Source organism: Pseudomonas sp. S2_C03 (assembly GCF_054668405.1).
In genome coordinates, this window is record NZ_CP162766.1 from 4,858,087 (window position 1) to 4,884,532 (window position 26,446).

At 61.3% G+C, this 26,446-nt stretch carries 20 protein-coding genes; 7 read left to right on the forward strand and 13 right to left on the reverse strand.

The features are described from left to right. Positions 1–9 precede the first annotated feature (9 nt). The 6 genes from hfq to AB4N64_RS22420 all read right to left on the reverse strand — a co-directional run bounded on the left by hfq (position 10) and on the right by AB4N64_RS22420 (position 6,630). Complete coding sequence (hfq, locus tag AB4N64_RS22395; protein ID WP_460118596.1) at positions 10–270, reverse strand: RNA chaperone Hfq; 261 nt, start codon at positions 268–270, stop codon at positions 10–12. A gap of 93 nt (positions 271–363) precedes the next feature. Next, positions 364–1,335, reverse strand: a complete 972-nt coding sequence (miaA, locus tag AB4N64_RS22400; RefSeq protein WP_460118598.1) for a tRNA (adenosine(37)-N6)-dimethylallyltransferase MiaA — start codon at positions 1,333–1,335, stop codon at positions 364–366. Beyond that, positions 1,335–3,248: a DNA mismatch repair endonuclease MutL gene (gene mutL, locus AB4N64_RS22405; protein ID WP_460118600.1), complete on the reverse strand. Its 1,914-nt coding sequence runs from the start codon at positions 3,246–3,248 to the stop codon at positions 1,335–1,337. The genes miaA and mutL overlap by 1 nt, the downstream gene beginning before the upstream one ends. Beyond that, positions 3,245–4,624 (reverse strand): N-acetylmuramoyl-L-alanine amidase, encoded by a 1,380-nt coding sequence (locus tag AB4N64_RS22410; protein WP_460126833.1) that lies wholly within the window; start codon positions 4,622–4,624, stop codon positions 3,245–3,247. The genes mutL and AB4N64_RS22410 overlap by 4 nt, the downstream gene beginning before the upstream one ends. 48 nt (positions 4,625–4,672) lie before the next feature. Beyond that, positions 4,673–5,143 carry a tRNA (adenosine(37)-N6)-threonylcarbamoyltransferase complex ATPase subunit type 1 TsaE gene (gene tsaE, locus AB4N64_RS22415; RefSeq protein WP_460118602.1) on the reverse strand — a complete coding sequence of 157 codons (471 nt, stop codon included), beginning with the start codon at positions 5,141–5,143 and terminating at the stop codon, positions 4,673–4,675. Beyond that, on the reverse strand, positions 5,131–6,630 hold the full coding sequence (locus AB4N64_RS22420; RefSeq protein ID WP_460118604.1) for an NAD(P)H-hydrate dehydratase: 1,500 nt from the start codon (positions 6,628–6,630) through the stop codon (positions 5,131–5,133). Before AB4N64_RS22420 ends, tsaE begins: the two co-directional genes overlap by 13 nt. Positions 6,631–6,693: 63 nt before the next feature. On the opposite strand from AB4N64_RS22420, the gene queG reads away from it, so the two are divergent. Further along, complete coding sequence (gene queG, locus AB4N64_RS22425) at positions 6,694–7,764, forward strand: tRNA epoxyqueuosine(34) reductase QueG (protein ID WP_460118606.1); 1,071 nt, start codon at positions 6,694–6,696, stop codon at positions 7,762–7,764. A gap of 5 nt (positions 7,765–7,769) precedes the next feature. On the opposite strand, the gene AB4N64_RS22430 is transcribed toward queG, so the two are convergent. The 3 genes from AB4N64_RS22430 to orn form a co-directional block, all read right to left on the reverse strand. Next, the gene (locus tag AB4N64_RS22430) at positions 7,770–12,509 is read right to left on the reverse strand and encodes an RHS repeat domain-containing protein (RefSeq protein ID WP_460118608.1); all 4,740 of its coding nucleotides are present in this window, start codon (positions 12,507–12,509) and stop codon (positions 7,770–7,772) included. A gap of 104 nt (positions 12,510–12,613) precedes the next feature. Continuing rightward, on the reverse strand, positions 12,614–13,225 hold the full coding sequence (locus AB4N64_RS22435; protein ID WP_368556745.1) for a trimeric intracellular cation channel family protein: 612 nt from the start codon (positions 13,223–13,225) through the stop codon (positions 12,614–12,616). Between the two features lie 200 nt (positions 13,226–13,425). Continuing rightward, a complete protein-coding gene (orn, locus tag AB4N64_RS22440; RefSeq protein ID WP_460118610.1) occupies positions 13,426–13,968 on the reverse strand; it encodes an oligoribonuclease in 543 nt (180 codons plus the stop codon). Between the two features lie 107 nt (positions 13,969–14,075). On the opposite strand from orn, the gene rsgA reads away from it, so the two are divergent. After that, positions 14,076–15,107, forward strand: coding sequence for a small ribosomal subunit biogenesis GTPase RsgA (gene rsgA, locus AB4N64_RS22445; protein ID WP_460118612.1), 1,032 nt, complete (start codon positions 14,076–14,078; stop codon positions 15,105–15,107). A gap of 190 nt (positions 15,108–15,297) precedes the next feature. On the opposite strand, the gene AB4N64_RS22450 is transcribed toward rsgA, so the two are convergent. The 3 genes from AB4N64_RS22450 to motA all read right to left on the reverse strand — a co-directional run bounded on the left by AB4N64_RS22450 (position 15,298) and on the right by motA (position 18,007). After that, positions 15,298–15,567 carry a hypothetical protein gene (locus AB4N64_RS22450; RefSeq protein ID WP_460118614.1) on the reverse strand — a complete coding sequence of 90 codons (270 nt, stop codon included), beginning with the start codon at positions 15,565–15,567 and terminating at the stop codon, positions 15,298–15,300. Positions 15,568–16,123: 556 nt separating this feature from the next. Then, positions 16,124–17,152 carry a flagellar motor protein MotB gene (gene motB, locus AB4N64_RS22455; RefSeq protein WP_460118616.1) on the reverse strand — a complete coding sequence of 343 codons (1,029 nt, stop codon included), beginning with the start codon at positions 17,150–17,152 and terminating at the stop codon, positions 16,124–16,126. Positions 17,153–17,155: 3 nt separating this feature from the next. Then, positions 17,156–18,007 (reverse strand): flagellar motor stator protein MotA, encoded by an 852-nt coding sequence (gene motA, locus AB4N64_RS22460; RefSeq protein WP_371050223.1) that lies wholly within the window; start codon positions 18,005–18,007, stop codon positions 17,156–17,158. A gap of 166 nt (positions 18,008–18,173) precedes the next feature. Between motA and AB4N64_RS22465 the strand changes: the two genes are divergently transcribed. The 4 genes from AB4N64_RS22465 (at position 18,174) to AB4N64_RS22480 (ending at position 23,367) form a co-directional block, all read left to right on the forward strand. Further along, positions 18,174–19,712: an HDOD domain-containing protein gene (locus tag AB4N64_RS22465; protein ID WP_460118618.1), complete on the forward strand. Its 1,539-nt coding sequence runs from the start codon at positions 18,174–18,176 to the stop codon at positions 19,710–19,712. Between the two features lie 39 nt (positions 19,713–19,751). Continuing rightward, positions 19,752–20,567 (forward strand): thiosulfate sulfurtransferase, encoded by an 816-nt coding sequence (rhdA, locus tag AB4N64_RS22470; RefSeq protein WP_460118620.1) that lies wholly within the window; start codon positions 19,752–19,754, stop codon positions 20,565–20,567. A gap of 18 nt (positions 20,568–20,585) precedes the next feature. After that, on the forward strand, positions 20,586–21,446 hold the full coding sequence (asd, locus tag AB4N64_RS22475) for an archaetidylserine decarboxylase (protein ID WP_460118622.1): 861 nt from the start codon (positions 20,586–20,588) through the stop codon (positions 21,444–21,446). Positions 21,447–21,582: 136 nt separating this feature from the next. Next, a complete protein-coding gene (locus tag AB4N64_RS22480) occupies positions 21,583–23,367 on the forward strand; it encodes a molecular chaperone (RefSeq protein WP_460118624.1) in 1,785 nt (594 codons plus the stop codon). A 99-nt stretch (positions 23,368–23,466) separates the two neighbouring features. Here AB4N64_RS22480 and serB read toward each other — a convergent pair whose 3' ends face one another. Then, on the reverse strand, positions 23,467–24,681 hold the full coding sequence (gene serB, locus AB4N64_RS22485) for a phosphoserine phosphatase SerB (protein WP_460118626.1): 1,215 nt from the start codon (positions 24,679–24,681) through the stop codon (positions 23,467–23,469). 135 nt (positions 24,682–24,816) lie between these two features. Here serB and AB4N64_RS22490 point away from each other — a divergent pair, with 135 nt between their 5' ends. Further along, positions 24,817–26,337: an AhpA/YtjB family protein gene (locus tag AB4N64_RS22490; protein ID WP_460118628.1), complete on the forward strand. Its 1,521-nt coding sequence runs from the start codon at positions 24,817–24,819 to the stop codon at positions 26,335–26,337. Positions 26,338–26,446 lie beyond the last annotated feature (109 nt).

Consider the following 26,446-nt stretch of genomic DNA (forward strand, 5'->3'; position numbering starts at 1 on the left):
AGACTCCTATCAGGCGTTACCTGGTTCAGTGTCACCCGACTCGGATTCGGCTGCGCTAGGCAGACGAATTGGACGAACCGGCACCACTGTAGAGATAGCGTGCTTGTAGACCATCTGGCTGACGGTGTTTTTCAGCAGGATGACGAACTGGTCAAACGACTCGATCGTGCCTTGCAGTTTGATCCCGTTGACCAGGTAGATGGACACCCCAACTTTCTCTTTACGTAAAGTATTCAAGTAAGGGTCTTGTAGCGAATGCCCTTTTGACATGTGTCGCACTCCTTTAAGGATTCAATATAAAAATAGGTAAACAGTTGGCTTGTGGCCGTCACACCCCCAAGGATAGACGGCAATTGCAAAGACTCAGCTCAATATGGAGATGGCTCCAAGGTATTTCAAGACGCGTGGCAGATTGTCGCAATCGAGACTGTCCAACCAGTGTAAGTCAGCCCAGCTGCGCAACCACGTGAACTGACGCTTGGCCAATTGGCGCGTGGCGATGATTCCACGCTCCTGCATTTCGGCTTCTGTCAGCTTGCCATCCAGATAGTCCCAGACTTGTCGATAACCGACCGCACGTATAGATGGCAACCCGGTGTGCAGGTCACCTCTTTCACGCAGGGCTACGACCTCGTCCATGAACCCCTGTTCCAACATCAAAGTGAATCTTTGTTTAATTCGTTCGTGCAGTACCTGGCGATTTGCCGGGGCAATGGCCAAGTTCGCGACAGTATAGGGCAATTGTTGCCGTCCCGACGCGGCTGCTTCAGTACTTTGCGCACTTTGTTGCAATCGAAGCGCGGTCATGCTCTGACCGCTGACCCGATAAACTTCCAATGCGCGACTGAGGCGCTGGGGATCGTTGGGGTGTATGCGCGCCGCCGACTCGGGGTCGATACGCTGCAATTGCTCGTGCAGGGCTTGCCAGCCAAGGCGTGCAGCCTCTTCTTCTATTTGCGCCCGCACTTCGGGATCGGCTGCCGGCATGTCCGCCAGGCCTTCGAGCAGCGCCTTGTAATAGAGCATGGTGCCGCCCACCAGCAGCGGAATCTTGCCGCGCGCGGTGATCTCGGCCATGGCTTGCAGGGCGTCACGGCGGAAATCGGCCGCCGAATAGCTCTCTGCCGGGTCGAGAATATCGATCAAGCGGTGTGGGAATTCAGCCAGGATTTCTTTCGAAGGCTTGGCGGTGCCGATGTCCATGCCGCGATAGACCAGGGCCGAATCGACACTGATCAGTTCGCAGGGCAGGACCTTGGTCAGCTCGATGGCCAGGTCGGTCTTGCCCGCTGCAGTCGGGCCCATCAGGAAAATCGCAGGTGGGAGCTGGCTCATCAACGACCGCGCAGGAACAATTTGTCCAGATCGTCCAGGCCCAGTTGGGTCCAGGTCGGTCGGCCATGGTTGCATTGGCCGCTGCGCTCGGTGTTTTCCATGTCACGCAGCAAGCCGTTCATTTCCGGCAGGGCCAGCCGCCGATTCGCCCGCACCGCACCGTGACAGGCCATGGTGCCCAGCAGTTCGTTGAGGTGGGCCTGAATGCGGTCGCTGGTGCCATATTCCATCAGGTCCGCCAGTACATCGCTGACCAGCCGGTTGGCTTCGGCTTGCTTGAGCAACGCCGGAATCTGGCGAATGGCCAGAGTCTCCGGGCCCAACCGCTGCAATTCGAAGCCCAGGCGCTGGAACCAGGCGACGTGCTCTTCGGCACAATCGGCCTCGCGCTGACTCAGCGCCAACGATTCAGGGACCAATAACGGCTGTCCGCTCAGACCCTCGCTCGCCATGGCGACCTTGAGTCGCTCGTACATGATCCGCTCATGGGCGGCGTGCATGTCTACCAGCACCAGACCCTGGGCGTTTTCCGAGAGGATGTAGATGCCCTTGAGCTGCGCCAACGCATAACCCAACGGCGGGATATCGCCCTGCCCTTCGGGAAGCGCAGCGGCGTTGGCTTCGGGCAGCGGCGCGAAGAACTCGCGATAGGCGGCCTGGGCTTCCGCTGCTGGCATCGTCGACTGCGGGCGCGGAGTGTATTGATACTGATAACCGGCGCCAGCTCCAGCTCCAGCGCCGGCGGCATTGAATGACGGTTGGGCCTGCGGCTGCTCCAGCAGGGCATTGGCCGCCAGGCGCATTTCGCCCTGTGGCCCGAACTCGCCGGCTTCAAGGCCGGTCGGGCGGACGATGGCGGTCGCTACCGGTGCGGCCAGATGATCGTCGGGACGTACATCGCCCAAGGCGCGGTGCAAGGTGCCATAGAGGAAGTCATGGACCATGCGCCCTTCGCGAAAGCGCACTTCGTGCTTGGTCGGGTGCACGTTGACGTCGACGCCGGTTGGGTCGACCTCGAAGAACAGCACGAATGTCGGGTGCCGGCCATTGAACAGCACATCGCGATAGGCCTGGCGCACCGCGTGGGCCACCAGTTTGTCGCGCACGGCCCGGCCATTGACGAAGAAGTATTGCAAGTCCGCCTGGCTGCGATTGAAGGTGGGCAAGCCGACCCATCCCCACAGATGCAGGCCATTGCGCTCGATTTCGATGGGCAGCGCCTGCTCCAGGAAACCCGGGCCGCAAATGGCCGCCACACGCCGTGCGCGGGCCGCATCATCATGGGCCTCATGCAGGCTGAGGATGGTCTTGCCGTTGTGACGCAAATGAAACGCCACGTCGAACCGGGCGAGCGCCAGGCGCTTGATCACTTCCTGCAGGTGATCGAATTCGGTTTTTTCGGTCTTGAGGAATTTGCGCCGCGCCGGGGTATTGAAGAACAGGTCGCGCACTTCCACCGACGTGCCCACCGGGTGAGCCGCCGGCTGGACACGGGGCGCCATCTCCCGACCTTCGGTCTCCACCTGCCACGCCTGATCGGCATCGCGGGTACGTGACGTCAGGGTCAGGCGCGACACGGAACTGATCGAAGCCAGCGCCTCACCGCGAAACCCCAGGCTCATCACCTGCTCGAGGTCTTCCAGGTTGCGGATCTTGCTGGTGGCGTGTCGCGCCAGGGCCAGCGGCAGGTCATCGGCGGCGATGCCTCGGCCATCGTCGCGCACCCGCAGCAGCTTGATGCCGCCCAGCTCCACATCGACATCGATGCGTTTGGCACCGGAGTCGAGGCTGTTTTCCAGCAACTCCTTGATCACCGAAGCCGGGCGCTCGACCACCTCACCGGCGGCAATCTGGTTGGCCAGTCGGGGGCTGAGCAGCTCGATACGAGCGCTGTTGGTCACCACCTGATTCATTCTTTGGACGCCAGTTCAGTGCCGGGAATGGTGAGGGTCTGACCGATTTTCAACTCATCGGTTTTCAGGTTGTTGGCACTGCGCAAGGTCGCCGGCGACACCTGGTAGCGCACGGCGATCATTGCCAGGGTTTCGCCGGGGTTGACCCGGTGGTCCCGTGGGCCCTGGGCAATCTTGCCGGAATCACGCAACCAGGCGATGTAGGTCCCCGGTGGAGGATTCTGCTGGAAGAACTGGCGAACACCGCTGCTGATCGAGCGCGCCAGGGCCTGCTGGTGGCTGGACGCGGCGAGCTTGGACGCTTCGTTGGCGTTGGAGATAAAACCGGTTTCCACCAGGATCGATGGGATGTCCGGCGACTTCAACACCATGAACCCGGCCTGCTCCACGCGTTGTTTGTGCAAAGGCGTGACGCGCCCGATGTTGCTCAAGACCTTCTGGCCGACGTTCAGGCTGGAAGTCAGCGACGCGGTCATCGACAGGTCGAGCAATACGCCCGCGAGCATGCGGTCCTTGTCGTCGAGACTGACGTTGCCCGCACCGCCGATCAGGTCGGAACGGTTTTCACTGTCCGCCAGCCACCGCGCCGTTTCCGACGTGGCGCCACGATCCGACAGGGCGAACACCGATGCACCGAACGCGGCGGTGGACGGTGCGGCATCGGCGTGGATCGAGACGAACAGATCGGCGCCTTTCTTGCGCGCAATTTCGGTGCGTCCGCGCAGTGGAATGAAGTAGTCGCCAGTACGGGTCAGTTCGGCGCGGAAGCCTTTCATGCCGTTGACTTGCCGTTGCAGTTCACGGGCGATGGACAGCACCACGTCTTTTTCGCGTTGACCACGGGAACCCGAGGCCCCCGGGTCTTCACCGCCGTGGCCGGCATCGATGACCACAATGATGTCGCGCTTGCCGGCCGGGGCAGGCGGCAACTTCACCGGAGGATCTACCGGGGTGACCGGGACAGGGGCGACGGTCGCGACGTTGGTCGGCGCCGGAATCGGCGCGGCGTCCGCCGGATTGTCGAACAGGTCGACCACCAGGCGGTTGCCATACTGGGCATTTGGCGCCAGGGTGAAACTCTTCGGCGTGACGGCTTTTTTAAGATCGATGACCACCCGCAGGTCGGTCGGCGTGCGTTGAGCCGAGCGCATGGCGGTGATCGGGGTGTTGGCGGTGGAGACGTTCAATGGCGCGCCAAGGCTGGCGCCATTGATGTCGATCACCAGTCGATCCGGGGCGGTCAAGGTGAACACACTGTGCTGCACCGGCCCGGTGAGGTCGAACACCAGACGCGTGTTGTCCGGCGCCCGCCATAGACGAACACTGTTGACCTTCGTGTCGGCCATAGCGTTGACGGTCACCGCCAAAAACAACATCCCAACGGCAGCTACCATCGCGCGAAAGCGCATACCTGACCCCATCATTTAATTGGATTCCAATGCCAAAGCGGCACACCAGGACTCGCCACGCGAGCCCTGGGACAAAATTTTCAGCGAGCGCCCACTGCCTTGGGGGCTAATGGTAATGGTCAGGTCAGGCTTTGGCAAAAAGCCTGCACCCTTCTGGGGCCACTCTATCAGGCATAACGCATCGTCTTCGAAATAGTCACGGATGCCGAGGTACTCCAGCTCTTCCGGGTCAACCAGCCGATAAAGGTCGAAATGGAAGGCGCGAATGTCACCGATCTCGTAGGGTTCGACCAACGTGAAGGTCGGGCTTTTCACCGCGCCCACGTGGCCCAGGCCACGGATGATGCCCCTGGACAGCGTGGTTTTACCCGCCCCCAGATCCCCCTCGAGAAAAATCAGACCGTGCCCTTCGGTGGTTTTCGCGATGCGTGTGCCAAAAGCGGTCATCGCTTGCTCATCAGCCAGGTACAGGGTTACTTCAGACACGGTGCTTGCTCCTCCAACAACTGACGAATGGCTGGAATCAAATCACTGGCCGCCAGCCCACGGCCCGAATTACCTTGTTGCGCCCCGGCATTGGCGTGCAGCCAGACCGCAAGACAAGCAGCGTCGAACGGGCTCATGCCTTGCGCCAACAACGCGCCAATCAAACCGGCCAACACATCGCCCAGACCCGCTGTGGCCATGGCCGGGTGGCCCTGATGACACACCGCCAGACGCCCGTCGGGGCTGGCGATCAGGCTGCCGGCGCCCTTGAGCACCACAACCGCTGTATATCTTTTGCTCAGTGCCTGGGCGGCGCCTGGCCGGTCGGCCTGAACCTGAGCGGTAGTGATCCCGAGCAACCGTGCGGCCTCGCCCGGATGAGGTGTGATCACACCGCCACCGGGCAGCTTCACCTGCCCTGCCGCCAGCATATTCAGGGCATCAGCATCCCAAACCTGCGGCAACGGTGCATTGGCCGCTGCCGACAGCAAACTTCGCCCCCAGGAAGACTGCCCCAAGCCGGGCCCGACCACCAGCACGGAAACCTTTTGCAGTAATCCCATCAACTGATTGGCCGACGAAGTGCCCAGGACCATGGCTTCCGGGAGCCGGGCCAGCGCTGCCGGCACATGTTCGCTACGGGTGGCCAGCGACACCATGCCCGCGCCACTGCGTAGCGCACTTTGTGCACTGAGCAGGATGGCACCCCCAAAACCGCGATCTCCGCCGATCAACAGGACATGGCCGAATTGGCCTTTATGGGCGCTCGGCGCGCGACTCGCCAGACGAGGCAAGTTGCTGGCCGTCAGTCGACGCGCCCTGACGTCGACGCCCTCGAAAGCCTGCGGTGATGCTTGCAGATCATTGAACACCAGCTCTCCGAGCACATCCGCCGCGTCCCCGGTGAACAGTCCCAGCTTCAGAGCGATGAATGTCACGGTCAGGTCGGCCCGCACCGCCACACCCAATACCCGGCCGGTATCGGCACACAGCCCCGAAGGTATATCCACCGCCGCCACCGGCAAGCCACTGGCGTTGATTGCACCGATGACACTGGCGAAGGGCTCGCGCACCTCGCCCGTCAGACCCGTGCCCAGCACCGCGTCCACGACGACGCCCCGAAGCGCCGATTGCGCGCCCCAGGTCTCAATGTCCACGCCCTCGGCCCGTGCCTCGGCACAGGCCAACGCGGCATCGCCTTGCAAGCGCTGAGGATCACCGGCAGCCAACACGCGAACCTTCCAACCGGCACGCCTGGCCAGCACAGCAATCAGATAGCCATCACCGGCGTTATTGCCGTGGCCCGCAACGACCGTCAATTCGTCCGCGCCCGGCCAGCGCCGGACCAGCGTCCGCCAGGTGGCATACGCAGCGCGCTGCATCAATTCGAAGCCCGGTGTGCCGGCAGCGATCAGCCGCGCATCGATGGCTCGCACTTGCGCGGCGCCGTACAGCGCGTCGGGTAAATCATCTTTAGTGTGCGGCATGCGTCTTCGGGCTCCGATGTCTGGCAGAATTATACGCACCTCAGCTCCGGTTTCTCTCGCCTCATGTCCGCCATTACTACAGACCTGTCCGCCCTCGCCCAATCCATCAAGGACTGGGGCCGCGAGCTGGGCTTCCAGCAAGTCGGCATCAGCGGCCTGGACCTCGCCGAGCATGAGCAGCACCTGAAGCGCTGGCTCGAAGCCGGCTATCACGGCGAAATGGACTACATGGGCGCCCACGGCAGCAAACGTTCGCATCCGGAGGAACTGGTGCCCGGCACACTTCGGGTGGTGTCCCTACGCATGGACTACCTGCCAGGCGACACCGAAATGGCCAAACGCCTGGCCCAACCGGAAAAAGCCTACGTATCGCGTTATGCCTTGGGCCGCGATTACCACAAATTGATCCGTAAACGTGTGCAACAACTGGCAGAAAAAATTCAAGGAGTGATCGGCCCGTTCGGCTACCGGGCATTCGTCGACAGCGCTCCAGTGCTGGAAAAAGCCATTGCACAGCAGGCCGGTCTAGGCTGGATCGGCAAGAACACCCTGGTCTTGAATCGCAAGGCCGGCAGTTATTTCTTTCTGAGCGAATTGTTCGTCGACCTGCCGTTGCCGGTCGATCCGCCGCACGCCAGCGATCATTGCGGAAAATGCACGGCATGCCTCGACATCTGTCCGACCAACGCTTTTGTCGGCCCCTATGTGCTGGATGCGCGGCGCTGTATTTCCTACCTGACCATCGAGCTGAAAAACGCCATCCCTGAAGAGTTGCGCCCCCTGATCGGCAATCGGGTGTTCGGCTGTGATGACTGTCAGATCGTCTGCCCGTGGAACCGCTTTGCCAAACCATCCGGTGAAGGCGACTTCAAGCCACGGCATAACCTGGACAACGCCGAACTGGCGGAGCTGTTCCTGTGGGACGAGGATAAATTCCTCAGCAGTACCGAAGGCTCGCCACTGCGCCGGGCGGGGTACGAGCGCTGGTTGCGGAATCTGGCCGTGGGCCTGGGCAATGCGCCTTCGACGATCCAGGTGCTGGAAGCGCTGAAGGCACGGCGGGATTATCCCTCGGAGATGGTCAGGGAACACGTGGAATGGGCGTTGCGCCAGCATTCTGCTCGCGCCTCCTGAGTGGCTCAGGTGTGGCCACCTACCTGTAGAACAGTGACCAACTTGTCGGTGTCATCGACCAGGTACGTCACGCGGTCCTTGCCGCCGAGCCGGGCCTCCCACATATCGACCCGGTTGACCCTGTTACCCTGAAGGTCCTTCCAGGCCTTCGAATGATGCTGCAGGAATTTGGGGTTGGGGTCGCCCATGTGCCGAACCGCTTCGGCCGGGTCCACCCCTTTGTGGTAGATCGCGTTCTTGAATTGGTCGTACTCGTGTTGCTGCGCGCGCCTCAGTTGTTTCGAGATGCTTTTCGGCTCGGCCAGCTTGATTTTCCACGGCCCATTGCCCCTGAAGCCTTCGCCGACCGAACTGCCGGCATTCCCGGTTTTTGTACCGATTCCCGATGCCGAGGGTGGGCGCTTGGGGCTCAACCCCTTCGAAAAGGCTTTGCCAAGCCGATTGCCCCAATGCACGGTGGCCTTACCGATGGCGCCAACCCCTGCCACCACCGACCCCCCGCCTGCCCCGATACTGACCCAGTCGAGGATATCCGCCGCTTCCGACTCCGCGTCAAAGGTCCGCAACACAGCGGCAGTCGCTCCGGCAACGCCGGAAACGACCCCCATGGCCAATCCCACCATTGCCAGCGGTGTCGCGACGCCTAATGTCAAAACACTGGCTGCAATGCCGATGAACGAGACCACGCCACTCAGGATCGCCCCCCAGAAATGCCCGGTGGGATCGACTCGATTGATCGGATCGCCTGCGCAGTAAGCGTAGGGATTCAAACCACCCGCACCGAACGGGCTCAGGTTGTCGGGGCTGAGGAAGCGCCTCAGGGTCGGGCTGTAAACACGATAACCGTTTCCGGGCAGGTACAAACCGCTCTGCGGATCGAGTAGCTCGCCACTGAATCCCGGCACGCTGAACGAACTGGCCTGCACCCGTCGATGACCAAAAGGGCTGTAGGCAAACGGCGAACATTGCGTGCCCGACGTCTCGCTGAGCACGCTACGCTGCTGATCGACAGCCAGCAGTCCGATCCCGGCATCGGTACCTCGGCGCTCCAGCCCCAGCAGAAGGCCGTTCGACGCCAACGACGTGCGGCTGCTGGCACCCTCGAGATCATTGCTGCTCCGATCGTTTCGATAATAACGCCGGGTGGTCGCCCCTGACGGCTGGGCTAGCTCGACCAGCCGATCCCGGGCGTCGTAATGAAAGTCGCGTATGACCTGCTGATCCGCGCCGGCTACCCCCACCAGACGCCCCAGGGTATCGTAGGAAATGCGCCTCCCCTGTTCATCCAGGACCAGATGACCATTGTCGTCGTACTGCAGCGTCACCGGCGCCGGGTAGTCCTTGTGGCTGTTACGGATCGCAGTCAATTGGGTCGGGTCAGTAGCGCTGTACTCGAAAGTCGTGAGGTTGGTGCCACCGGGGAATCGGGTTTCCAGGGTGAGGATGTTATCGAGTGCATCGAAGACGTAGGCTTGCCGGATGATTTCCTTGCCCTGGGCATCGCGCGGCCGTTGAGTGCCCGTGCACTCATAAAAGCACAGGCGACCGCGCGAGTCGTAGGTGAACTGCTCGTCGCGCAACACCGCCTGCTCGTGCCGCAACGTCTTTCGCGTCAGTTTATCCGCCTGGGTGTAGGCCGACGACAAGACCTGAGTCGCACCATCGCCGAACTGGAAGGTTCGCGACACCTCACGCCCGAAATCATCGTAGGCCATACGCGTGGTCATGGAGCCTTGTCCCTGCGTGGCGCGGGCCTCGATCGCCACCAGTTGACTGAGTGTATTGTAGGAAAAAGTGGCGTTCAGCGCCCGATGTTCAAATGACTGCGCACGACCTGCATCGTCATACCCGGTCGTGTGCGGCTCACCCAGAACGTCGACGAAACGAAGCAATCGACCACCCAGGGAATAGCTGTAGAAGACACTTTTACCGTCGTCGCCGACCCGGGAAGTCTCACTTTTGAGGCGCCCGGCCCGGTCGTACGTCAGTCGGGTTTCGCGGCCCTGCTCGACACACCGGGTCAACTCGCCCAGCTGAGGATGATATTCGTAGCTGGCGAGTAATCCGGTGGCCTGGCGTTGCGTGACAACACCACCCAATTGGGCTTCGTAGCGGTATTCGACGCGCTCGCCAGCGGGCGTTTGCTTCCAGGCAGGTTGGCTGCAACCGGCTTCATATCCCACCCGACTGGTCCGGCCACCTACGACGCTCAGGGTCAAGCGCCCCAGCCCATCGAATACCTGTCGCCCCAGCGTATGGCCGGCCACCGTGATGCCGACCGGCAAGGACTGCCGGGAGTGCCCGGCGTAGGTGGTCTGCACCGCACTGCCGTCGGGTAACGTGCTGAGGGTCAGGCGATCGAACACGTCATAGGCATGGGTGGTGCGATTCCCCACGGGGTCGGTCTGCTCGACGCAACGGCCCAGACCGTCATACGCATAAAGCTGTGCGCCATGGCTGTTGTTCGAGGTATCGAAGCGCTCGATGCTGTCGGGTTTACCGAATGTGTTGTACACCGTGACGGTTTTGCCCATGCCCTCCAGCCAGGTCGTCTCCTTGCGCAGGATAGGGTCAAAGTCGCGACGCTCCCGACGACCATCGGGGTGCACCGTACTGCTGACCTGCCCCCAATCATCATAGGTGAAGACCGTATTGAACACCTGGCGCTGCCCGAGCCACCAGTCGATCTTTTTTTCACCAGTCATTTGCCCGAGCACGTCGTACTTCGCGGCATAGACCTCGCGAAACACCACGTCCCCGTCCTGCTCCGGGTCCTGCTCTTCGACCTCAATGACCCGCCCAAGCCCGTCATAGCGGGTTTTGCTGTGTTGACCCATGGCATCGGTGTCCAGTTTCGTCACCAGGATCCGGGCCCCCTTCTTCTCCTGTTTAAAACGCGAGCTGTTGCGGCTTTCGAATTCACTGCCGGCTGCAACGGTTCGGCTCGTTTCTCGACCCAGGCCATCGTAAGTGAAGTCGACGCGCCCCTGATCCTCGTTCTGCTCCGAGCGCTTCAAGCCATTGATGACAGACGCGCTCACGCTCGATTCCTGGCGGGTTTCATCGAACCCCAACTGGATGGTTTGCATCTGCAACGCGGTGTCATCAAGCAGGTACTTGAAATGCGTCGCGCACGACTCCCCGCCCTGGCGCACTGTGTATTTGTGCAGCACGGTGTAAGCCTGCGGGTCTGTGACCATCTCGGTGTATTCGAGATCGGTCTGCAATCGCAAGACCGCTCCCGCCTGCGTGTGCTCGTAAAAGCTCTGTTGCGACAGTACGACATCGCAGCCAGGCTTACCGGGCTCGCCGATTTGCCGGTAGCGAAATTGCAGCTGCGTCGTCGCAGCCTGGGCAAGATCCGCTGCCGCCCGTACGGTTCGGCTTTTCTCGAAGCGCGCGAACCCCAGCGGGTCGGCCGGACAACCTTCGGCACCGCTGGCCGGGTAAAACGTCGAGACGGTCACCACCCCGTTCGGCGCGACATGCTTGAGAAGGTTGCCCCAGGCATCGAACAGGGTCGTGGTCACCTCCTCGCGGAAAGCCTGGGTCTGGCGGTTTTCATAGCGCAGCGTCTGGACCTTGGGCAGTCGGAATTGCGCGGGCTGCCCGGTGAACGGTTTGCCCGGCTCAAGGTGATAATCGACCGTTCTCGACACCACGCTTTGATTGCAGCGGGTCACTTGGGAGATCAGCAAATGGTATTTGTTGTAGGTACGCTTGATGGAGCGATGCACGTTGGCACCCTCCATCAGCATTTCCACCGAAGAATACAGGTAGTCCGAGCTCCTCTGGTACAAGGTGTCGCCGTCCCGCCTCCAGTGCACATCACTGTCGTCGTACCCCAGGAAATTGGTCGGCGAGAATCGGTAGTGGGTAGTGATGGCCGGTTGCAGGCCCGGGAAAACCGTATGGGTGCAGACATGCGGGATCGCCGTCTGTGGCGCGCCACGGGGAAGCCGATGGCCCGCCGCTTCGTAGCGGATCTGCTCGCGCGCCCCCAGGGGTGAGATGACCTCTGTCAGGCATTCGGCCCCGCCGATGGCCTGACTGCTCAGTATCCAGGCACTGCCGTCGGGTAACTGCACGGCACTCACCCGATCACCGGCCTGTTTCAGCGTGAAGGACGCGGCGCACTCGCTGCCTGGGTACAACGTCAAGACCACCTGGCCAGGCGTTCGCTCGATGCTCAACAAGGCTCGAGTGGCGTCGCGCACGGCGGACAGCGCCGGCACATCACCCATCGACTGGTAATCGAACAGGATCGCCCCGCCGTTGGCCGAAACGATTCTTTTGGGCACCGCCAGCTCACTACCGACGTAGACCTCCAGTTCTTCGATCAAGCCGCTTTTATGCACGACATCAAAGCGTCCGGATTCCCGACAAAGCACCTTGAAAGTCTTCAGCTTGAGTTCGTCAAGGACGAGCCCCGAAGACGTCTTCTTCGCCTGGTAACGTTCGCCCCCCGCCAGCGTCAGGAGGCCATGGGGTACGTCGTAGCGGGTCAGTGCCAGTGACCAGCCTTTCCCGAATCCGCCGTCATGGGTCTGGAGTGGATTGAAGAAAAGCCTGATTGGCAGGCTTGGCCCCTGCAAAAAGTTGGACCTGAGCTCGCCCAGTGTCAGCGAGCAGGTATACGTGCCGGTGCGAGGATCGACCCCTCCGGTGAGAAACCCGCTGAAATTGAAAGCATTGGAATGTAGAGGTGGGCCCCCAGCATCGCTGGCAGTCGATGAATCAGGCATGGAAGGATCCTTTAAACAGTGGTAGCCCACAGCTTATTGAGTCACTTGAACGCCTTGTCTTTATCTATGTACCGCAACGCAAAGGGTCTGTGAGTGCATGTGTCTCACTGTTCGTCGTTATAGACGAACTTGGGCATTTCCCAATGGAAACGAATGGCCAGCAAGCGAAGGAGAAACCCACCAAACAGGGTGATCAGGATCGCCTGTTCGCCGGGCAGTTGCAGGTAGATGCACAGCATGTAGCACCAGGCGGCCGCGAAGGAAACGCTGGCGTACAACTCGCGGCGGAAGATCAGCGGGATGTCGTTACAGAAGATGTCACGAAGGATGCCGCCAAACACCCCGGTAATCACACCGCTGACCGAGGCCACCAGCATGCCGTGGCCCATTTCCAGGGCGGTCATACAGCCGATCAAAGTGAAGGCCACCAGCCCCACGGCATCGAGCACCAGAAACAGCGAACGCAGGTGGCGCATCCAGCGCGCGGTGAACACGGTGACCATGGCCGCAATCGACGTCAGCACCAGGTACTCCGGGTGTTTGACCCACGTCAGCGGATAATGGCCGAGCAAAACATCGCGCACCGAACCACCGCCCAGCGCCGTGATGCAGGCAATCAGCACCACGCCAAACCAGTCCATGCCCCGCCGCCCCGCGGACAGCGCCCCGGTCATGGCTTCGGCGGTAATGGCGATCAGGTAAAGCATCAGCAACATGGCGGCAGTCCTTGCGAGAAGGCGCGCAGTCTAGCCATTAAGGGGCGGCACCAAAAGGGGGCGTGCCTTGTAGATTGTGCTGGCCCCATCGCGAGCAAGTCGAATCGTCGCACCGCCGCTCCCACAGAAGCCCAATTGTGAACGCGATCAATTGTGGGAGCGGGCTTGCTCGCGAAGAGGCCCGCCCAGACACCGGCAAATCAAACCTTGATGAAATGCTTGCGGTAATGCTGCAACTCCGCGATCGATTCGCGAATGTCGTCCAGTGCCAGGTGGGTACTGCCCTTTTTGAAGCTGTCACGCACATCCGGCGCCCAGCGTGCCGCCAGCTCCTTGAGAGTCGACACGTCGAGGTTGCGGTAGTGGAAGTAACTTTCGAGGCCTTTCATGTGGGTATAAAGGAAGCGACGGTCCTGGCAGATGCTGTTGCCGCAGATCGGCGATTTGCCCTTCGGCACCCACTGTTCCAGGAACGCGATGGTTTGCGCTTCGGCTTCGGCCATGCTGATGCGGCTCTCACGCACACGCTGGGTCAGGCCCGAGTTGCCGTGGGTGCGGGTGTTCCACTCGTCCATGGTGGCGAGCACTTCGTCACTGTGGTGAATGGCGATCACCGGGCCTTCGGCCAGGGTGTTGAGCTCACTGTCGGTGACGATGGTGGCCATTTCGATAATGACGTCGGTGTCAGGGTTCAGACCGGTCATTTCCAGATCGATCCAGATCAGGTTTTGCGCGTTTAGCATGTGTCGACTCCTAGGCAATGCTGCGCAGTTTAGCTTAGGGAGGCCTCGGGGCGTGCTAAACTCGCGGCCGTTTTACCTAATCGCTGCATTCTTCTTGTGGAACACCCATGGCCAAACGCCAACTCAATCGTCGTCAAAACTGGCGCATCGAAAAAATTCAGGGCGAGCGCGCTGCCCGCGCCGCCAAACGCGAGTCCTCGGCGGTCGAGGCACTCGAGGGTGGCGACCTGGGCCCGGAACAGACAGGCCTTGTGATTGCGCATTTTGGTGTGCAGGTCGAAGTCGAAGCGCTGGCTGGCGAACTGGCTGGCCAGGTGTTTCGCTGCCATTTGCGCGCCAACCTGCCAGCGCTGGTGACCGGCGATCAGGTGGTGTGGCGCGCCGGCAATCAGGGCATCGGGGTGATCGTCGCGCAATTGCCGCGCAACACCGAACTGTGCCGCCCGGACAGCCGCGGCCAGCTCAAGCCCGTGGCGGCCAACGTCGACATGATCGTGATCGTCTTCGCTCCGCTGCCCGAGCCTCACGCCAACCTGATTGACCGTTATCTGGTGGCCGCCGAACATGCCGGCATTCGCCCGCTGTTGCTGCTCAACAAGTTCGACCTGATCGACGAGCAGAACGCCCCGGCACTCAACGCCCTGCTCGCGGTGTACCGCACGCTGGGTTACCCGGTGCTGGAAGTGTCGGCGCACCACGGCAACGGCATGGAGCAACTGCAACAGCAACTGGACGGGCACATCAGTGTGTTCGTAGGCCAGTCCGGCGTCGGCAAGTCGTCGCTGGTCAACAGTCTGCTGCCGGACGTCGACACCCGCGTCGGTCCTTTGTCCGAGCTGTCCGGCCAAGGCACCCACACCACCACCACCGCGCGCCTGTTCCACTTCCCCGGTGGTGGCGAATTGATCGACTCCCCGGGCATCCGCGAATTCGGCCTCGGCCACGTCAGCCGCGCCGACGTCGAAGCCGGCTTCATCGAATTCAACGACCTGATCGGCACCTGCCGCTTCCGCGATTGCAAACACGACCGCGAACCCGGCTGTGCGCTGCTCAAGGCCCTGGAAGACGGCCGCGTGCAACAGCAGCGGATGAACAGCTATCGCTCGATCATCGCGAGCTTGCCGCAGGGTGGTTATTAAGCGGCGTTGTTCCGGTGGGAGCGCGTCGAACCGCCGCGATGGGCGTCAACGATGACGCTGGTCGCCTGACACCCAGCGGTGTCTGAACATCCATCGCGAGCAAGCTCGCTCCTACAGGGGTCGGTGATTAGCTTTGAAATTGGCCATTCAGGCATAAAAAAGCCGCGAGCATTTCGCGGCTTTTTTGCATTTAGCGGGCGGCTTTTTCCAGCGACCAACCCAGCACATCCAGCGCATCGCAACCGTCCTGCAACAGCAGGTGGGCGGCACTGGCGAAGTGTTCCAGGTCATGACCTTCAGCATTCCTGACGCTCAGGCAGGTGACGCTATTCAGCAGGTTACGGGCAATTTTGAGGCGGTGGACAGCGTTTTCGAGCAGGTCGACAGCTCGGGCCTCGGTATCGATGTACAGGATCGGGCCGGCGCTGAAATTGCTTTGGAGGGGGTGGTATTTAGGCATGGCTGAATCTCATCTGATAAATGAAGCTCCACCTTTCGCGGCTAAACGAATTAGGTGGTAGCTATGCGCGGGTTAGCCGACCGGCAGATGACTCCGGCACACCCGAAGGTGTCCCACGCACAGCCACCATAGACATGCAGACCCAAGGCAGCAAAAAGCGCCGCGATTATACGGGCGCTTGTGCATCATCTGATACGACCGGCTAAAGTCGATCACCGTTTTCGTCGGTGACGGGGAAACTATAGGCGCGCCCCAGATGAAGAAAACCCCGGTTTATGCAACTAAGAGATTTCCCACATCAATCTCGGACATGGATGGTTTTTCGGTTTTTTCCCGGGCGACCTCACCCACCGGCATAACACCGAACCTGTAGCAGCGAGCTTGTCGAAGCGTCGAACCGTCGCGATGGTCGTCAACGATGACGCTGGCGGCCTGACATCCAGCGGTGTCTGGACATCCATCGCGAGCAAGCTCGCTCCTACAGGGGTCGGTGATCAGCTTTGAAATTAGCCATTCAGGCACAAAAAAGCCGCGATCATATCGCGGCTTTTTCGTATCACTGTTTCGGCGCTTCCGGCGGTTTGGGGGCCGGGTTGTCGAACAGGTTCAGGCGTTCGCGCAGCTCGTGGGCCGGTAGCGGTTCCTTTTCAGGCGGCAAGGCGTTTGGATCGGCCGGTTTGGCCGGCACTTCACCTGGGCCACCCTGGCCTTGTGTCGGTTCCGGAGCCGGTTCCGCACCTTGCGAGCCTTCGATGGCACGCTGGGCTTTCTTGGTCAGCACGATGATGTCGATACGGCGGTTGACCGGGTTGAGCGGATTCTCGCGATCGAACAGTGCCGACGAGGCATAACCCACCACCCGCGCCACCTGATCTTCCGGATAACTGCCCGCCACCAGCGCACGGCGTGCGGCGTTGGCGCGGTTGGCCGACAGCTCCCAGTTGCCGAAGTCGCCGGTACCGGCGAACGGCTTGGCATCGGTGTGGCCACTGACGCTGATCTTGTTCGGCACCGCCTTGATGGTGTCGGCCATGGCCAGCAGGATGTCTTCGAAATACGGCTTCAGGCGCGCACTGCCGGAATCGAACATCGGCCGGTTCTCGGCGTCCACGATCTGGATACGCAAGCCGTCGGTGGTGATCTCGAACAGGATCTGGTCCTTGAACTTCTGCAGTTGCGGATTTTCTTCCACCTTGTTCTGCAGTTCCTGCAGCAACAGCTCCAGGCGTTCCTTCTCGACCATCTCGGCCATGCCTTCGACCTGTTCGGCGTCGACCGTCACCTTGTCCGGCTGAGGTTGGGACTTCACCTCAGGGTTGAGGGTGTTTTCCGGCGCCAGGGTCGGCGAGCCGCCCAGGTCAATGATGTAGGGCGTGCCACTTTCGGAAAACCCGACCGGGTCCTTGAAGTAACCGGCGATGGCTATCTTCTGTTCCGGTGTCGCGGTGGACAGCAGCCACAGCACCAGGAAGAACGCCATCATCGCCGTCGCGAAGTCAGCGAAGGCGATTTTCCAGGCGCCCCCGTGATGTCCGCCGGCTATGCGCTTGACGCGCTTGACGATTATCGGCTGATTATTTTCCATGGTTTAGCGACCGCGAACCGCTTGTTCCAGCTCAGCGAAGCTAGGACGGTGCGCCGGGTACAGAACCTTGCGCCCGAACTCCACGGCCAGCGATGGCGGCATGCCAGAAGCCGAGGCCACCAGCGAGGCTTTGATCGCTTCGTATACGTTCAGCTCTTCCTTGGCATCGTGGGCCAGGGAATGGGCCAGGGGGCCGAAAAAACCGTAAGCGGCAAGAATACCGAAGAAGGTACCCACCAGTGCCGCACCTACGTGCAAGCCGATGGAAGCCTGGTCGCCCTCACCGAGCGAGGCCATGGTGACCACGATACCCAGTACCGCGGCGACAATACCGAAACCGGGCATGCCGTCGGCAATGCCGTTGACCGCATGGGAAGGATGCTCCAGGTCTTCCTTGAGGCTGTAAAGCTCCATGTCGAACAGACCTTCCAGCTCATGGGGAGCCATGTTGCCGGACGACATGATGCGCAGGTAATCACAGATAAACGCGGTCATGCGTTCATCTTTCAACACTGCGGGATACTTGGCGAAAATCGGGCTCGCCGCCGCATCTTCGATGTCGCCTTCGATGGCCATCATGCCTTCACGGCGACTTTTATTGAGGATTTCGTAAACCAGCCCCAACACTTCCAGGTAGAAGGTGTGGCTGAAGCGCGAGCCGAACATGCTCAGGGATTTCTTGAGCACGTGCATGGTCATATAGCCGGGGTTGGCCTGCAGGAACGCACCCAAGGCTGCGCCGCCAATGATCATGACTTCGAAGGGTTGGATCAGGGCGGCAATTTTGCCGTGGGAGAGCACGTATCCGCCGAGCACGCTAGCGAATACGACGATGATGCCGATTATTTTAGCCATAGGTAGGAGAGCACTTACTGAGTCGGGTTCAAGGTCATATTCGGAAGTTAAAAAATCTCTTCTTCTACTTATCGGCAAAACTGCGCCAGACTATAGCCAGTTCAGGCGAAAAGCCAATTTGGCCCATTCTGGGCGTAGGTAATGCAGACGATGATCACGTCCAACCATGGCTAATGAAACGAACGTTCCACCGCAAAAACCGACCACGCTCGAAGGCTGGGTAAAGCTTCTCGATGGCGTGCGCCTGCCTGTCCCACAGGCCAGCCACGACCGGGTTTGCAAGGCAATCACCGACAATCGCAGCTCATTGCGCGATATCGCCGACCTGATGCAGGACAGCCCTGCACTGGCATTGAGCGTGATTCGCGAAGCCAATCGGCAGACTCACGGCAGCATGGCCGAGCCGGCGGAAAACCTTGAGGTGGCGATCACGCGCCTGGGTTTGAAGCGCACCGAAGAGTTGCTCGCTCGGCTGCCTGCCATGCCTGAATCGCAAATTCCAGCGACCCTGCGACAGTTGCAGTTGATCAGCCAGCACGCTACGCAACAGGCCAATGGTTTTTTCGCCGCACGCCTGGCCAGGCTGTGGCAGGACATCCACTGGGGCAGCCTGTTATTCCTGTCGCCGTTATGGCCGCTGGCACTGACCCACCCGCAATTGCTCGAAGAGTGGGAACTGCGGGTTATCCACAAGGGCGAGTCGGCACGCAAAGTCGAGAAACAATTGTTCGGCGTTCGCTTGTTGCGAATCGCCCGCACGCTGGTGGAAACCTGGCACCTGCCGAACTGGGTCCAACAAGGTTACAGGCTGCTGCTCATGGAGCAACGTGAGCTGGTGCAAGTTCTGCGCATCGCCCGTGACATCGATCATCCGCTGCGCCAGCAAAACCGTCTCGATGACGACCCGACACTGCGGCGCTGGCTCAACCAGCCGGCCAACACCGTGTTGCTGGCCAACGGCTTGGCACTGTCGGCGCAACAATCCTGGGACTGCCCGCACAGTCAGCGCTGGCAATACTTGACCAGCCTCTACCTGCAAATGCCAATGGACGAGTTGCAGCAGCAACTGCACCAGCAGGCTGTCAACAGCGCCCGCCACCACGCCGCGCCTGGCCTCTTCCATCCCGCCGTTGCGCTGCTCTGGCCGTGGGGCACCCATCGTATCCACGCGGGCCTGCTGCCTGCCCCGGGACCGTCTGCCGAAGACTTGACGAAGTGGCGCGGGCAATGCGCCGAATTACTGGCAGAGCCGAGTCGGTTCACCAATGCCATGCACCTGACCAACTCGGCACGGGACGCCCTGGTGGCGTGTGGCATGCGCCGGGTGATGATCCTGATGGCCGACCGCACCCACGCCAATCTGCGCGTACACCAGACCGCCGGGCTGCCCAAGGAAGCAGCCGGATTGAATTTCGTGGTCAGTCAAAGCACCGTGTTGCAACGTTTGCTGGCGCAACAGGCGCAGGTGCGCCTGAACCCGGCCAACAATGCGCAATTCTCGGCGCTGCTGCCCCCCGGCCTGCGCGCACAATTTCGCGGTGAACACTTGATGCTGCGTTCGCTGGTCAACAACGGCCGCGTCATCATGATCGTGGCCGCAGACCAGGGTGGTGGGCCGTTTTCGGATATCACCGTGCAGGCCTTTGGGAAAACCGCGCAGTGCATCGAGAAAGCCCTGCACAGCTTTAGCCATCGCGGCCAATGACCCGCTACAATCCTCCCCTTTGTGCCCTGGAGACCTCACATGTCTGACTTCTCTGGCTTGCCGCTGGTCATTGAGCCGAGCGACTTGCTTCCTCGCCTCGACGCCCGCGATCTTATCCTGGTGGACCTGACCAGCAGCGCCCGCTATGCCGAAGGCCATATTCCCGGCGCGCGCTTCGTCGATCCGAAACGCACGCAACTCGGCCAGCCGCCGGCGCCGGGCCTGATGCCACCGCAAGCGGCACTCGAGGCGCTGTTCGGTGAACTGGGCCACAATCCCGACGCCGTGTACGTGGTCTACGACGACGAAGGCGGCGGTTGGGCCGGGCGCTTCATCTGGTTGCTCGATGTCATCGGCCACCAGAAGTACCACTACCTCGACGGTGGCCTGACGGCCTGGCTGGCGGAAGGCTCGCCGATGTCGATCCAAATCCCGCCAGCGGTGGGCGGTCCGGTGACCTTGACCCTGCACGAGGAACCCACCGCGACACGCGAGTACCTGCAAAGCCGCCTTGGCGCCGCCGACCTGGCTATCTGGGACGCACGCGGGCCACTGGAGTATTCCGGCGAGAAGGTCCTGGCGGCCAAGGCTGGGCACATTCCCGGCGCAGTCAACTTCGAGTGGACCGAGGGCATGGACCCGGCGCGCAACCTGCGCATCCGCACCGACATGCCGCGAATCCTCGAACACCTGGGGATCACCAAGGACAAAGAAGTCATTACCCACTGCCAGACTCATCACCGTTCTGGCTTCACTTATCTGGTGGCCAAATCCCTCGGTTATCCGCGGGTCAAAGGCTATGCCGGTTCCTGGGGCGAATGGGGCAACCATCCCGACACGCCCGTAGAGATTTAAGGTTTTAAAGGACAGTTAATGAACAAGCGTCTGTTTATCCTCAGCCAGTACCTGCTGCCCCACCACCTGCTTTCGCGATTGGCCGGATGCGTCGCCGAATGCCGTGTGCGCTGGTTCAAGAATGCGTTCACCGCCTGGTTCGCCAAGCGCTATCAGGTGGACATGTCCCAGGCCCTGGTTGAAGACATCACCGCGTACGAGCACTTCAATGCATTCTTCACCCGTGCCTTGAAGGATGGCGCCCGTCCGCTGGACGAGACACCAGGCGCAATCCTGAGCCCGGCCGATGGCGCGGTCAGCCAGTTGGGCCCGATCGAACACGGACGTGTGTTCCAGGCCAAGGGCCACAGTTTCAGCGTGCTGGAACTGCTGGGCGGCGACCCGGCCAATGCCGCACCGTTCATGGGCGGCGATTTCGCCACCATTTACTTGTCGCCCAAGGACTACCACCGCGTGCACATGCCGCTGGCCGGCACCCTGCGCGAGATGGTCTACATTCCGGGCCGTATCTTCTCGGTCAACCAGACCACCGCTGAAAACGTCCCGGAACTGTTCGCGCGCAACGAACGCGTGGCGTGCATTTTCGACACCGAGCGCGGGCCGATGGCCGTGGTGCTGGTGGGCGCGATGATCGTGGCGTCGATTGAAACCGTTTGGGCCGGGTTGGTGACGCCGCCCAAGCGCGAGCTGAAAACCTTCCGCTACGACGAAGCGGCCCGTGCGCCGATCCACCTGGAAAAAGGTGCGGAACTGGGTCGATTCAAGCTGGGTTCGACCGCCGTCGTGCTGTTCGGGCCGGATCAGGTCAAGTGGGCCGAAGAATTGGCCGCTGGTTCGCCCGTGCAGATGGGCCAGGGTTTGGGCCTGCCAAAGGCCTGATACCAACCCTGTACCTGTAGGAGCGAGCTTGCTCGCTCCTACAGGGGGGTGTGGAATTTGTGTACCCTTTCGCTTGTCCATAGCTGCTAGAGTCAAACCTTCACTGCCCACTTCCCGGCTGGAGTTTGTTTACGGCATGGATGAGACCAGTCCCCACTTGTTGCTACGGGCACCCACGCCCACTCAACCACGTTTGTCTTTCTGCGAGGCCACTCCGCGCGATCTCAAGCGCTGGATCGCAGACTTGCCCAAGGCCAACATCGGCGAAACCGCACGTCGGCTTTATCAGGGCCTGAGCGAACTCAACCAACTGCTCACCCCCAGCGACAATCGCCTGCAACTCCTCGAATTGCTGCGGCCCGAGGTGTATTACGTTTGCAAGCACCTGGAGCGGCACTTCCTGCACCAGTCGATTGTGCTCGATGAGCGCTCGCGCAAGGTCGTCAACCTCTGCCAGGCGCTGCAAGGTCATTTGGCGATCGGGTACAAGCAGATCGTCGTACGCATCGCCCCGCGTTTTAGCAAAGACCGCGCACCGCTGTTGACCCACGCATTGCAACGGGCCATGCATTGCCTCAACGGTACCCTGATTCGCGCCACCGAACTGTACGCCCCCGTGCCGGAAGGTTTGTGGCTGGAACTGCACCAACTGTATCGGATTGCCTGCACCCATCGCCTTCAGGACCAGAGTCTGCGCGACCCGTTGGCCAGTCAGACGCAAACGATCAGTATCGAACAAACCTATACGGTCGCCCTGCTGCTCGGCGCCGCCCGCTGCAATCAGCTGCGCCAGAACCAGATCGCACGGCTTGTCGAAGTCCTTGAGCCCTGGAGCAAATGGCTCAAGCTGCAAACGCAAGCCTCTGGCTTGTTTGCCGTCGCACCGGAACTCGATATCGGCCCGCGCTACCGAGCGAAATTCCGCCCTGAACAGTTGGAAAGCTTGCTCACTTTCGATCCGCAGCCACTCGTAGCCGCCATTGACGCGCACCTGCGAGACATCGAAAGCGCCAATCCCCTACCCGTGCCCGCAGGCCTGAGCGTGGACACCCTGCAACACCTGAGTGCCGCCTGGGGCCAGGCCGTAGAGCGCAGCTTCCAGCGCACCGCCAGCCAAGGCACCCTGACGCTGTGCGTTGGCATGAGCGCGCTGCACTTTTACCTGGGCGGCCAACGTCCGTTTAGCGAAATCCTGAAAACCCCCGGAAGCGGCCGCGCCAAATTCACAGCCATGGAACCTGCCGGTCCACAAAATGACCATTGGCGACAGGCATTCGACGCCGCGCCTCAAGGCACCGCCGATGCGATGCTTCCCTATGAGGAAATCGAATACCCACAACTGCAGATCGACGACAGTCACGAGACCTCTGACCAGAACCGTCACTTCCCGACCTACGTCCTGCCCGTGATCAATCACAGCCCGGGAGGCTATTGCCTGGCGTGGCCCGACGCTGTGCCAGAGGAATTGCAGGCGGGCGAAATGGTCGGCATCGAAGATGCAGCGGGGGGCGGTTGGAGCATTGCGGTGGTGCGCTGGATCCGCCAGGTTCGTGGCGGCGGCACGCAAATGGGCATTGAGCAAGTTGCCCCGTATGCCGAACCTTGCGGCCTGCAACTGGTGCGCGCTCGCGACGACCACAGCCATTATCTGCGTGGCCTGTTGTTGCCGGCCATCAGTGCTGTCGATTTGCCGGCAACCCTGCTCGCCCCGCGCCTGCCCTTCCAGGAAGGCAACAAGGTGCTGATCAATACCAACGGCGAAGAACGCCGCGCCGGTCTGGATCGGCGGCTGGCCAGCACCAACAGCTTCAATCAGTTCGCGTATCGCTCGCTGGAAGCGGCCAGGAACGAGAACGTCACGGGCAGCGACGGTGGGGTCGGCTCGGAAGAAGATTTTGATTCGTTGTGGAAGACACTCTGATAGACCGCAGCGCGGCCATCGCGGGCAAGCCCGCTCCTACAGCAGACCACCTGTAGGAGCGGGCTTGCCCGCGATAAGGTTTGTCAGCCGCCGCTGAACTCAGAGCTGCCCGTCACGATCCCTGAAGCCCAGCAGATACAAAACACCATCGAGCCCCAGCGTGGAAATCGCCTGTTTCGCCGACTGCTTGACCAGCGGCTTGGCGCGAAACGCAACGCCCAGGCCGGCGATCGCCAGCATCGGCAGGTCGTTGGCGCCGTCGCCCACGGCGATGGTCTGCTCAAGGCGCAAGCCTTCTCTGGCCGCCAGTTCCTTGAGCAGATCGGCCTTGCGTTGCGCATCGACAATCGGCTCGACCGCAACGCCGGTTACCTTGCCATCCACCACTTCCAACTCGTTGGCGAACACATAGTCGATGCCCAGCTTGGCCTGCAACTGCTTGGCGAAGTAGGTGAAGCCGCCCGACAGGATCGCCGTCTTGTAGCCCAGGCGCTTGAGTTCCGCGAAGAGCGTCTCGGCGCCTTCGGTCAGGCGCAATGAGGCGCCGATGGAGTCCAGCACGCCGACATCCAGGCCCTTGAGCAGCGCCAGGCGTTCCTTGAAGCTGGCGCGAAAATCCAGCTCACCGGCCATGGCGCGCTCGGTGATTTCCGAGACTTTGTCGCCTACACCAGCGGCCTTGGCCAGTTCGTCGATCACTTCGGCCTCGATCAGGGTCGAGTCCATGTCGAACACCGCCAGGCGACGGTTGCGACGGAACAGCGAATCTTCCTGGAAGGCGATGTCGACGTTCAGTTCCTGGGCGACGTTGAGGAATTCAGCGCGCAATGCCTGTGGGTCAGCGGCTTCACCACGTACCGAAAACTCGATGCAACCCTTGCCCTTGTCGGCCGGGGTGTCGAGGGGCATGCGTCCGGACAGACGATCGATGTGATCGATGTTCAGCCCGTACCTGGCGGTAATTTCGCTCACCGCCTGCAATTGCCCGGCGGTCACTTTGCGGGTCAGTAGCGTCACGATATGGCGTTTTTTGCCCTGGTTGCCCACCCACTGTTGGTAATCCTCTTCGGACACCGGCGTGAATCGCACCTGTTGTTCGAGCTCGTAGCCTTTGAAGAGGATGTCCTTGAGCACCGACTGACCTTGCTCGGTGTCGGGAATTTCGACCAGGATGCCGAACGACAGCGTGTCGTGGATCACCGCCTGGCCGATGTCGAGAATGCTCACACCACCCTGTGCCAGAACGCCGGTAATGGCCGCAGTCAGACCCGGACGATCGGATCCGGTGATGTTTATCAGGACGATTTCGCGCAAGGCGCACCCCCGCAAGTGGAAAAAAACCGCATTCTACCCACATTCAGTGACCATCGGGCACCGTGAGCGCTTTGCCGGTCTAGGGCCTGTCGCTATACTGCGCGTCAACTTCACGGACAAAAGAGCCGAGCGCAAGTGAACCGGCCCACGCCAGTAAAAACCGATAACTTCTTCCTGCTGATCTTCCGTGCACTGCGTCACCGCCGTGTACCGATTGCATTGCGCATCGCCAGCCATAACGTGATCCTGGTCGCCCTGGCCCTGGTGATCTACGCCTGCGTGATGGGTTTGCAGTTCAAGCAGGCCATGCACGAGCAGGCGGATGCCCTGGGCGAAAGCCTGACCACGCAGACGGCCACCTCGGCCACCGAGCTGCTGGTGTCCAACGACATCCTCAGCCTCAACGTGCTGCTCAACAACCTGACCAAGAACAAGCTGGTGGCACACGCCGCCATCTACAGCGTGGATAATCGCATCCTCGCCGAATCCGGTCAGCGCCCCAAGCACGGCCTGCTGGGCGAAGCCGAGGGTATGTACCAGAGCAAGATCACCTTCCAGGACGTAACCGCCGGTCAACTGCGCATCAGCCTGGACATGGATCAGTTCCAGCAGCCGATGACCATCAGCCTCCAGAGCATGGGCATCCTGAGTGCCATTCTGCTGGCCCTGTCCCTGGCCCTGAGCCTGCGCATGGGGCGCTACCTGTCCACGCCGCTGCTGCAATTGCGCGTGTGGCTGCGCAATATCGACGAATACACCCCGGCGACCGACCGCCAGGACGAAATCGGCGACCTGGCGCGTCAACTTCACGCCAATTTCGCTCCGGAACCGGCTGAACCCGAGCCGGTCCCGGAAGCCGAGTACGACGACAGCGATTACGCTGACTCCGACGAACCGGCCTTCGAAGTGCGTAACCTGCGCGATCCGAGTTTCGATGAGACCAAGCCGGTTGCTGGCCTCAAGCCCGCACCCCGGCAAATCGTCAGCACCGTCGAAGACGACGATGACGACGAGGACCCGTTTGCCGACCTGCGCGACGAGTCGGCAGCGAGCCCGGCTATCAAGCTACCCGTGTCCAGCGTACCGCAGCACAGCGCCGTGCTGGCCGTGCAGCTCGGCGCCCAGGACCAACTGCGTCGCCTGCCCCGTGCGCGCTTGGAAGAATTGCTCGAACGCTATCGCGATTGCCTCGATCAGGCCGCGTCGCTCTACCAGAGTGAACTGCACACCCTGAACGATGGCAGCACGCTGATGCTGTTCCACACCGAGGACAGCGGCGACGACTACCTGACCAACGCCATCTGCTGCGGTGAGTTGCTGCGTGCGCTGGGCCATCAATTGCAGATCGAAGTCGCGGACAGCGGCATCACCCTGCAATTGCAACTGGGCCTGACCCTGGGTGACGAGCTGTTCGGCCTGAGCCAGATCGACCTGCTGCTGACCGAAACCGCCCAGGACGCCCTGGCGCTTTCGCAACACAGCCGCAACCTGCTGCTGGTGGAGCGCAAGATCAGCGACGACGCCCTGATCCGCCAGCGCGCCCGTATCCGCCCGATCGCCAGCCCCGAGGGGGCCTGCTGCGTGGAGCGGCTGATGGAGCCTTATCCATCGATGCTTGAACGCCAGCTGGCGCGGATGCATGAGCGTAGGGCCTGAGGCCTGAGTTTCAGTCGTAGAAAAGCCCGCAGATCATGCGGGCTTTTTTTGTTGCCTGTGCCGGCCTCATCGCGAGCAAGCTCGCTCCTACAGGGGCCCGCGCTCTCCT

Excerpts from the sequence above, each read along its gene's own strand:
- hfq (WP_460118596.1), bottom strand. The coding sequence starts at position 270 with ATGTCAAAAGGGCATTCGCTACAAGACCCTTACTTGAATACTTTACGT.
- miaA (WP_460118598.1), bottom strand. The coding sequence starts at position 1,335 with ATGAGCCAGCTCCCACCTGCGATTTTCCTGATGGGCCCGACTGCAGCG.
- mutL (WP_460118600.1), bottom strand. The coding sequence starts at position 3,248 with ATGAATCAGGTGGTGACCAACAGCGCTCGTATCGAGCTGCTCAGCCCC.
- AB4N64_RS22410 (WP_460126833.1), bottom strand. The coding sequence starts at position 4,624 with ATGTTGTTTTTGGCGGTGACCGTCAACGCTATGGCCGACACGAAGGTC.
- AB4N64_RS22420 (WP_460118604.1), bottom strand. The coding sequence starts at position 6,630 with ATGCCGCACACTAAAGATGATTTACCCGACGCGCTGTACGGCGCCGCG.
- queG (WP_460118606.1), top strand. The coding sequence starts at position 6,694 with ATGTCCGCCATTACTACAGACCTGTCCGCCCTCGCCCAATCCATCAAG.
- AB4N64_RS22430 (WP_460118608.1), bottom strand. The coding sequence starts at position 12,509 with ATGCCTGATTCATCGACTGCCAGCGATGCTGGGGGCCCACCTCTACAT.
- AB4N64_RS22435 (WP_368556745.1), bottom strand. The coding sequence starts at position 13,225 with ATGTTGCTGATGCTTTACCTGATCGCCATTACCGCCGAAGCCATGACC.
- orn (WP_460118610.1), bottom strand. The coding sequence starts at position 13,968 with ATGCTAAACGCGCAAAACCTGATCTGGATCGATCTGGAAATGACCGGT.
- rsgA (WP_460118612.1), top strand. The coding sequence starts at position 14,076 with ATGGCCAAACGCCAACTCAATCGTCGTCAAAACTGGCGCATCGAAAAA.
- AB4N64_RS22450 (WP_460118614.1), bottom strand. The coding sequence starts at position 15,567 with ATGCCTAAATACCACCCCCTCCAAAGCAATTTCAGCGCCGGCCCGATC.
- motB (WP_460118616.1), bottom strand. The coding sequence starts at position 17,152 with ATGGAAAATAATCAGCCGATAATCGTCAAGCGCGTCAAGCGCATAGCC.
- motA (WP_371050223.1), bottom strand. The coding sequence starts at position 18,007 with ATGGCTAAAATAATCGGCATCATCGTCGTATTCGCTAGCGTGCTCGGC.
- AB4N64_RS22465 (WP_460118618.1), top strand. The coding sequence starts at position 18,174 with ATGGCTAATGAAACGAACGTTCCACCGCAAAAACCGACCACGCTCGAA.
- rhdA (WP_460118620.1), top strand. The coding sequence starts at position 19,752 with ATGTCTGACTTCTCTGGCTTGCCGCTGGTCATTGAGCCGAGCGACTTG.
- asd (WP_460118622.1), top strand. The coding sequence starts at position 20,586 with ATGAACAAGCGTCTGTTTATCCTCAGCCAGTACCTGCTGCCCCACCAC.
- AB4N64_RS22480 (WP_460118624.1), top strand. The coding sequence starts at position 21,583 with ATGGATGAGACCAGTCCCCACTTGTTGCTACGGGCACCCACGCCCACT.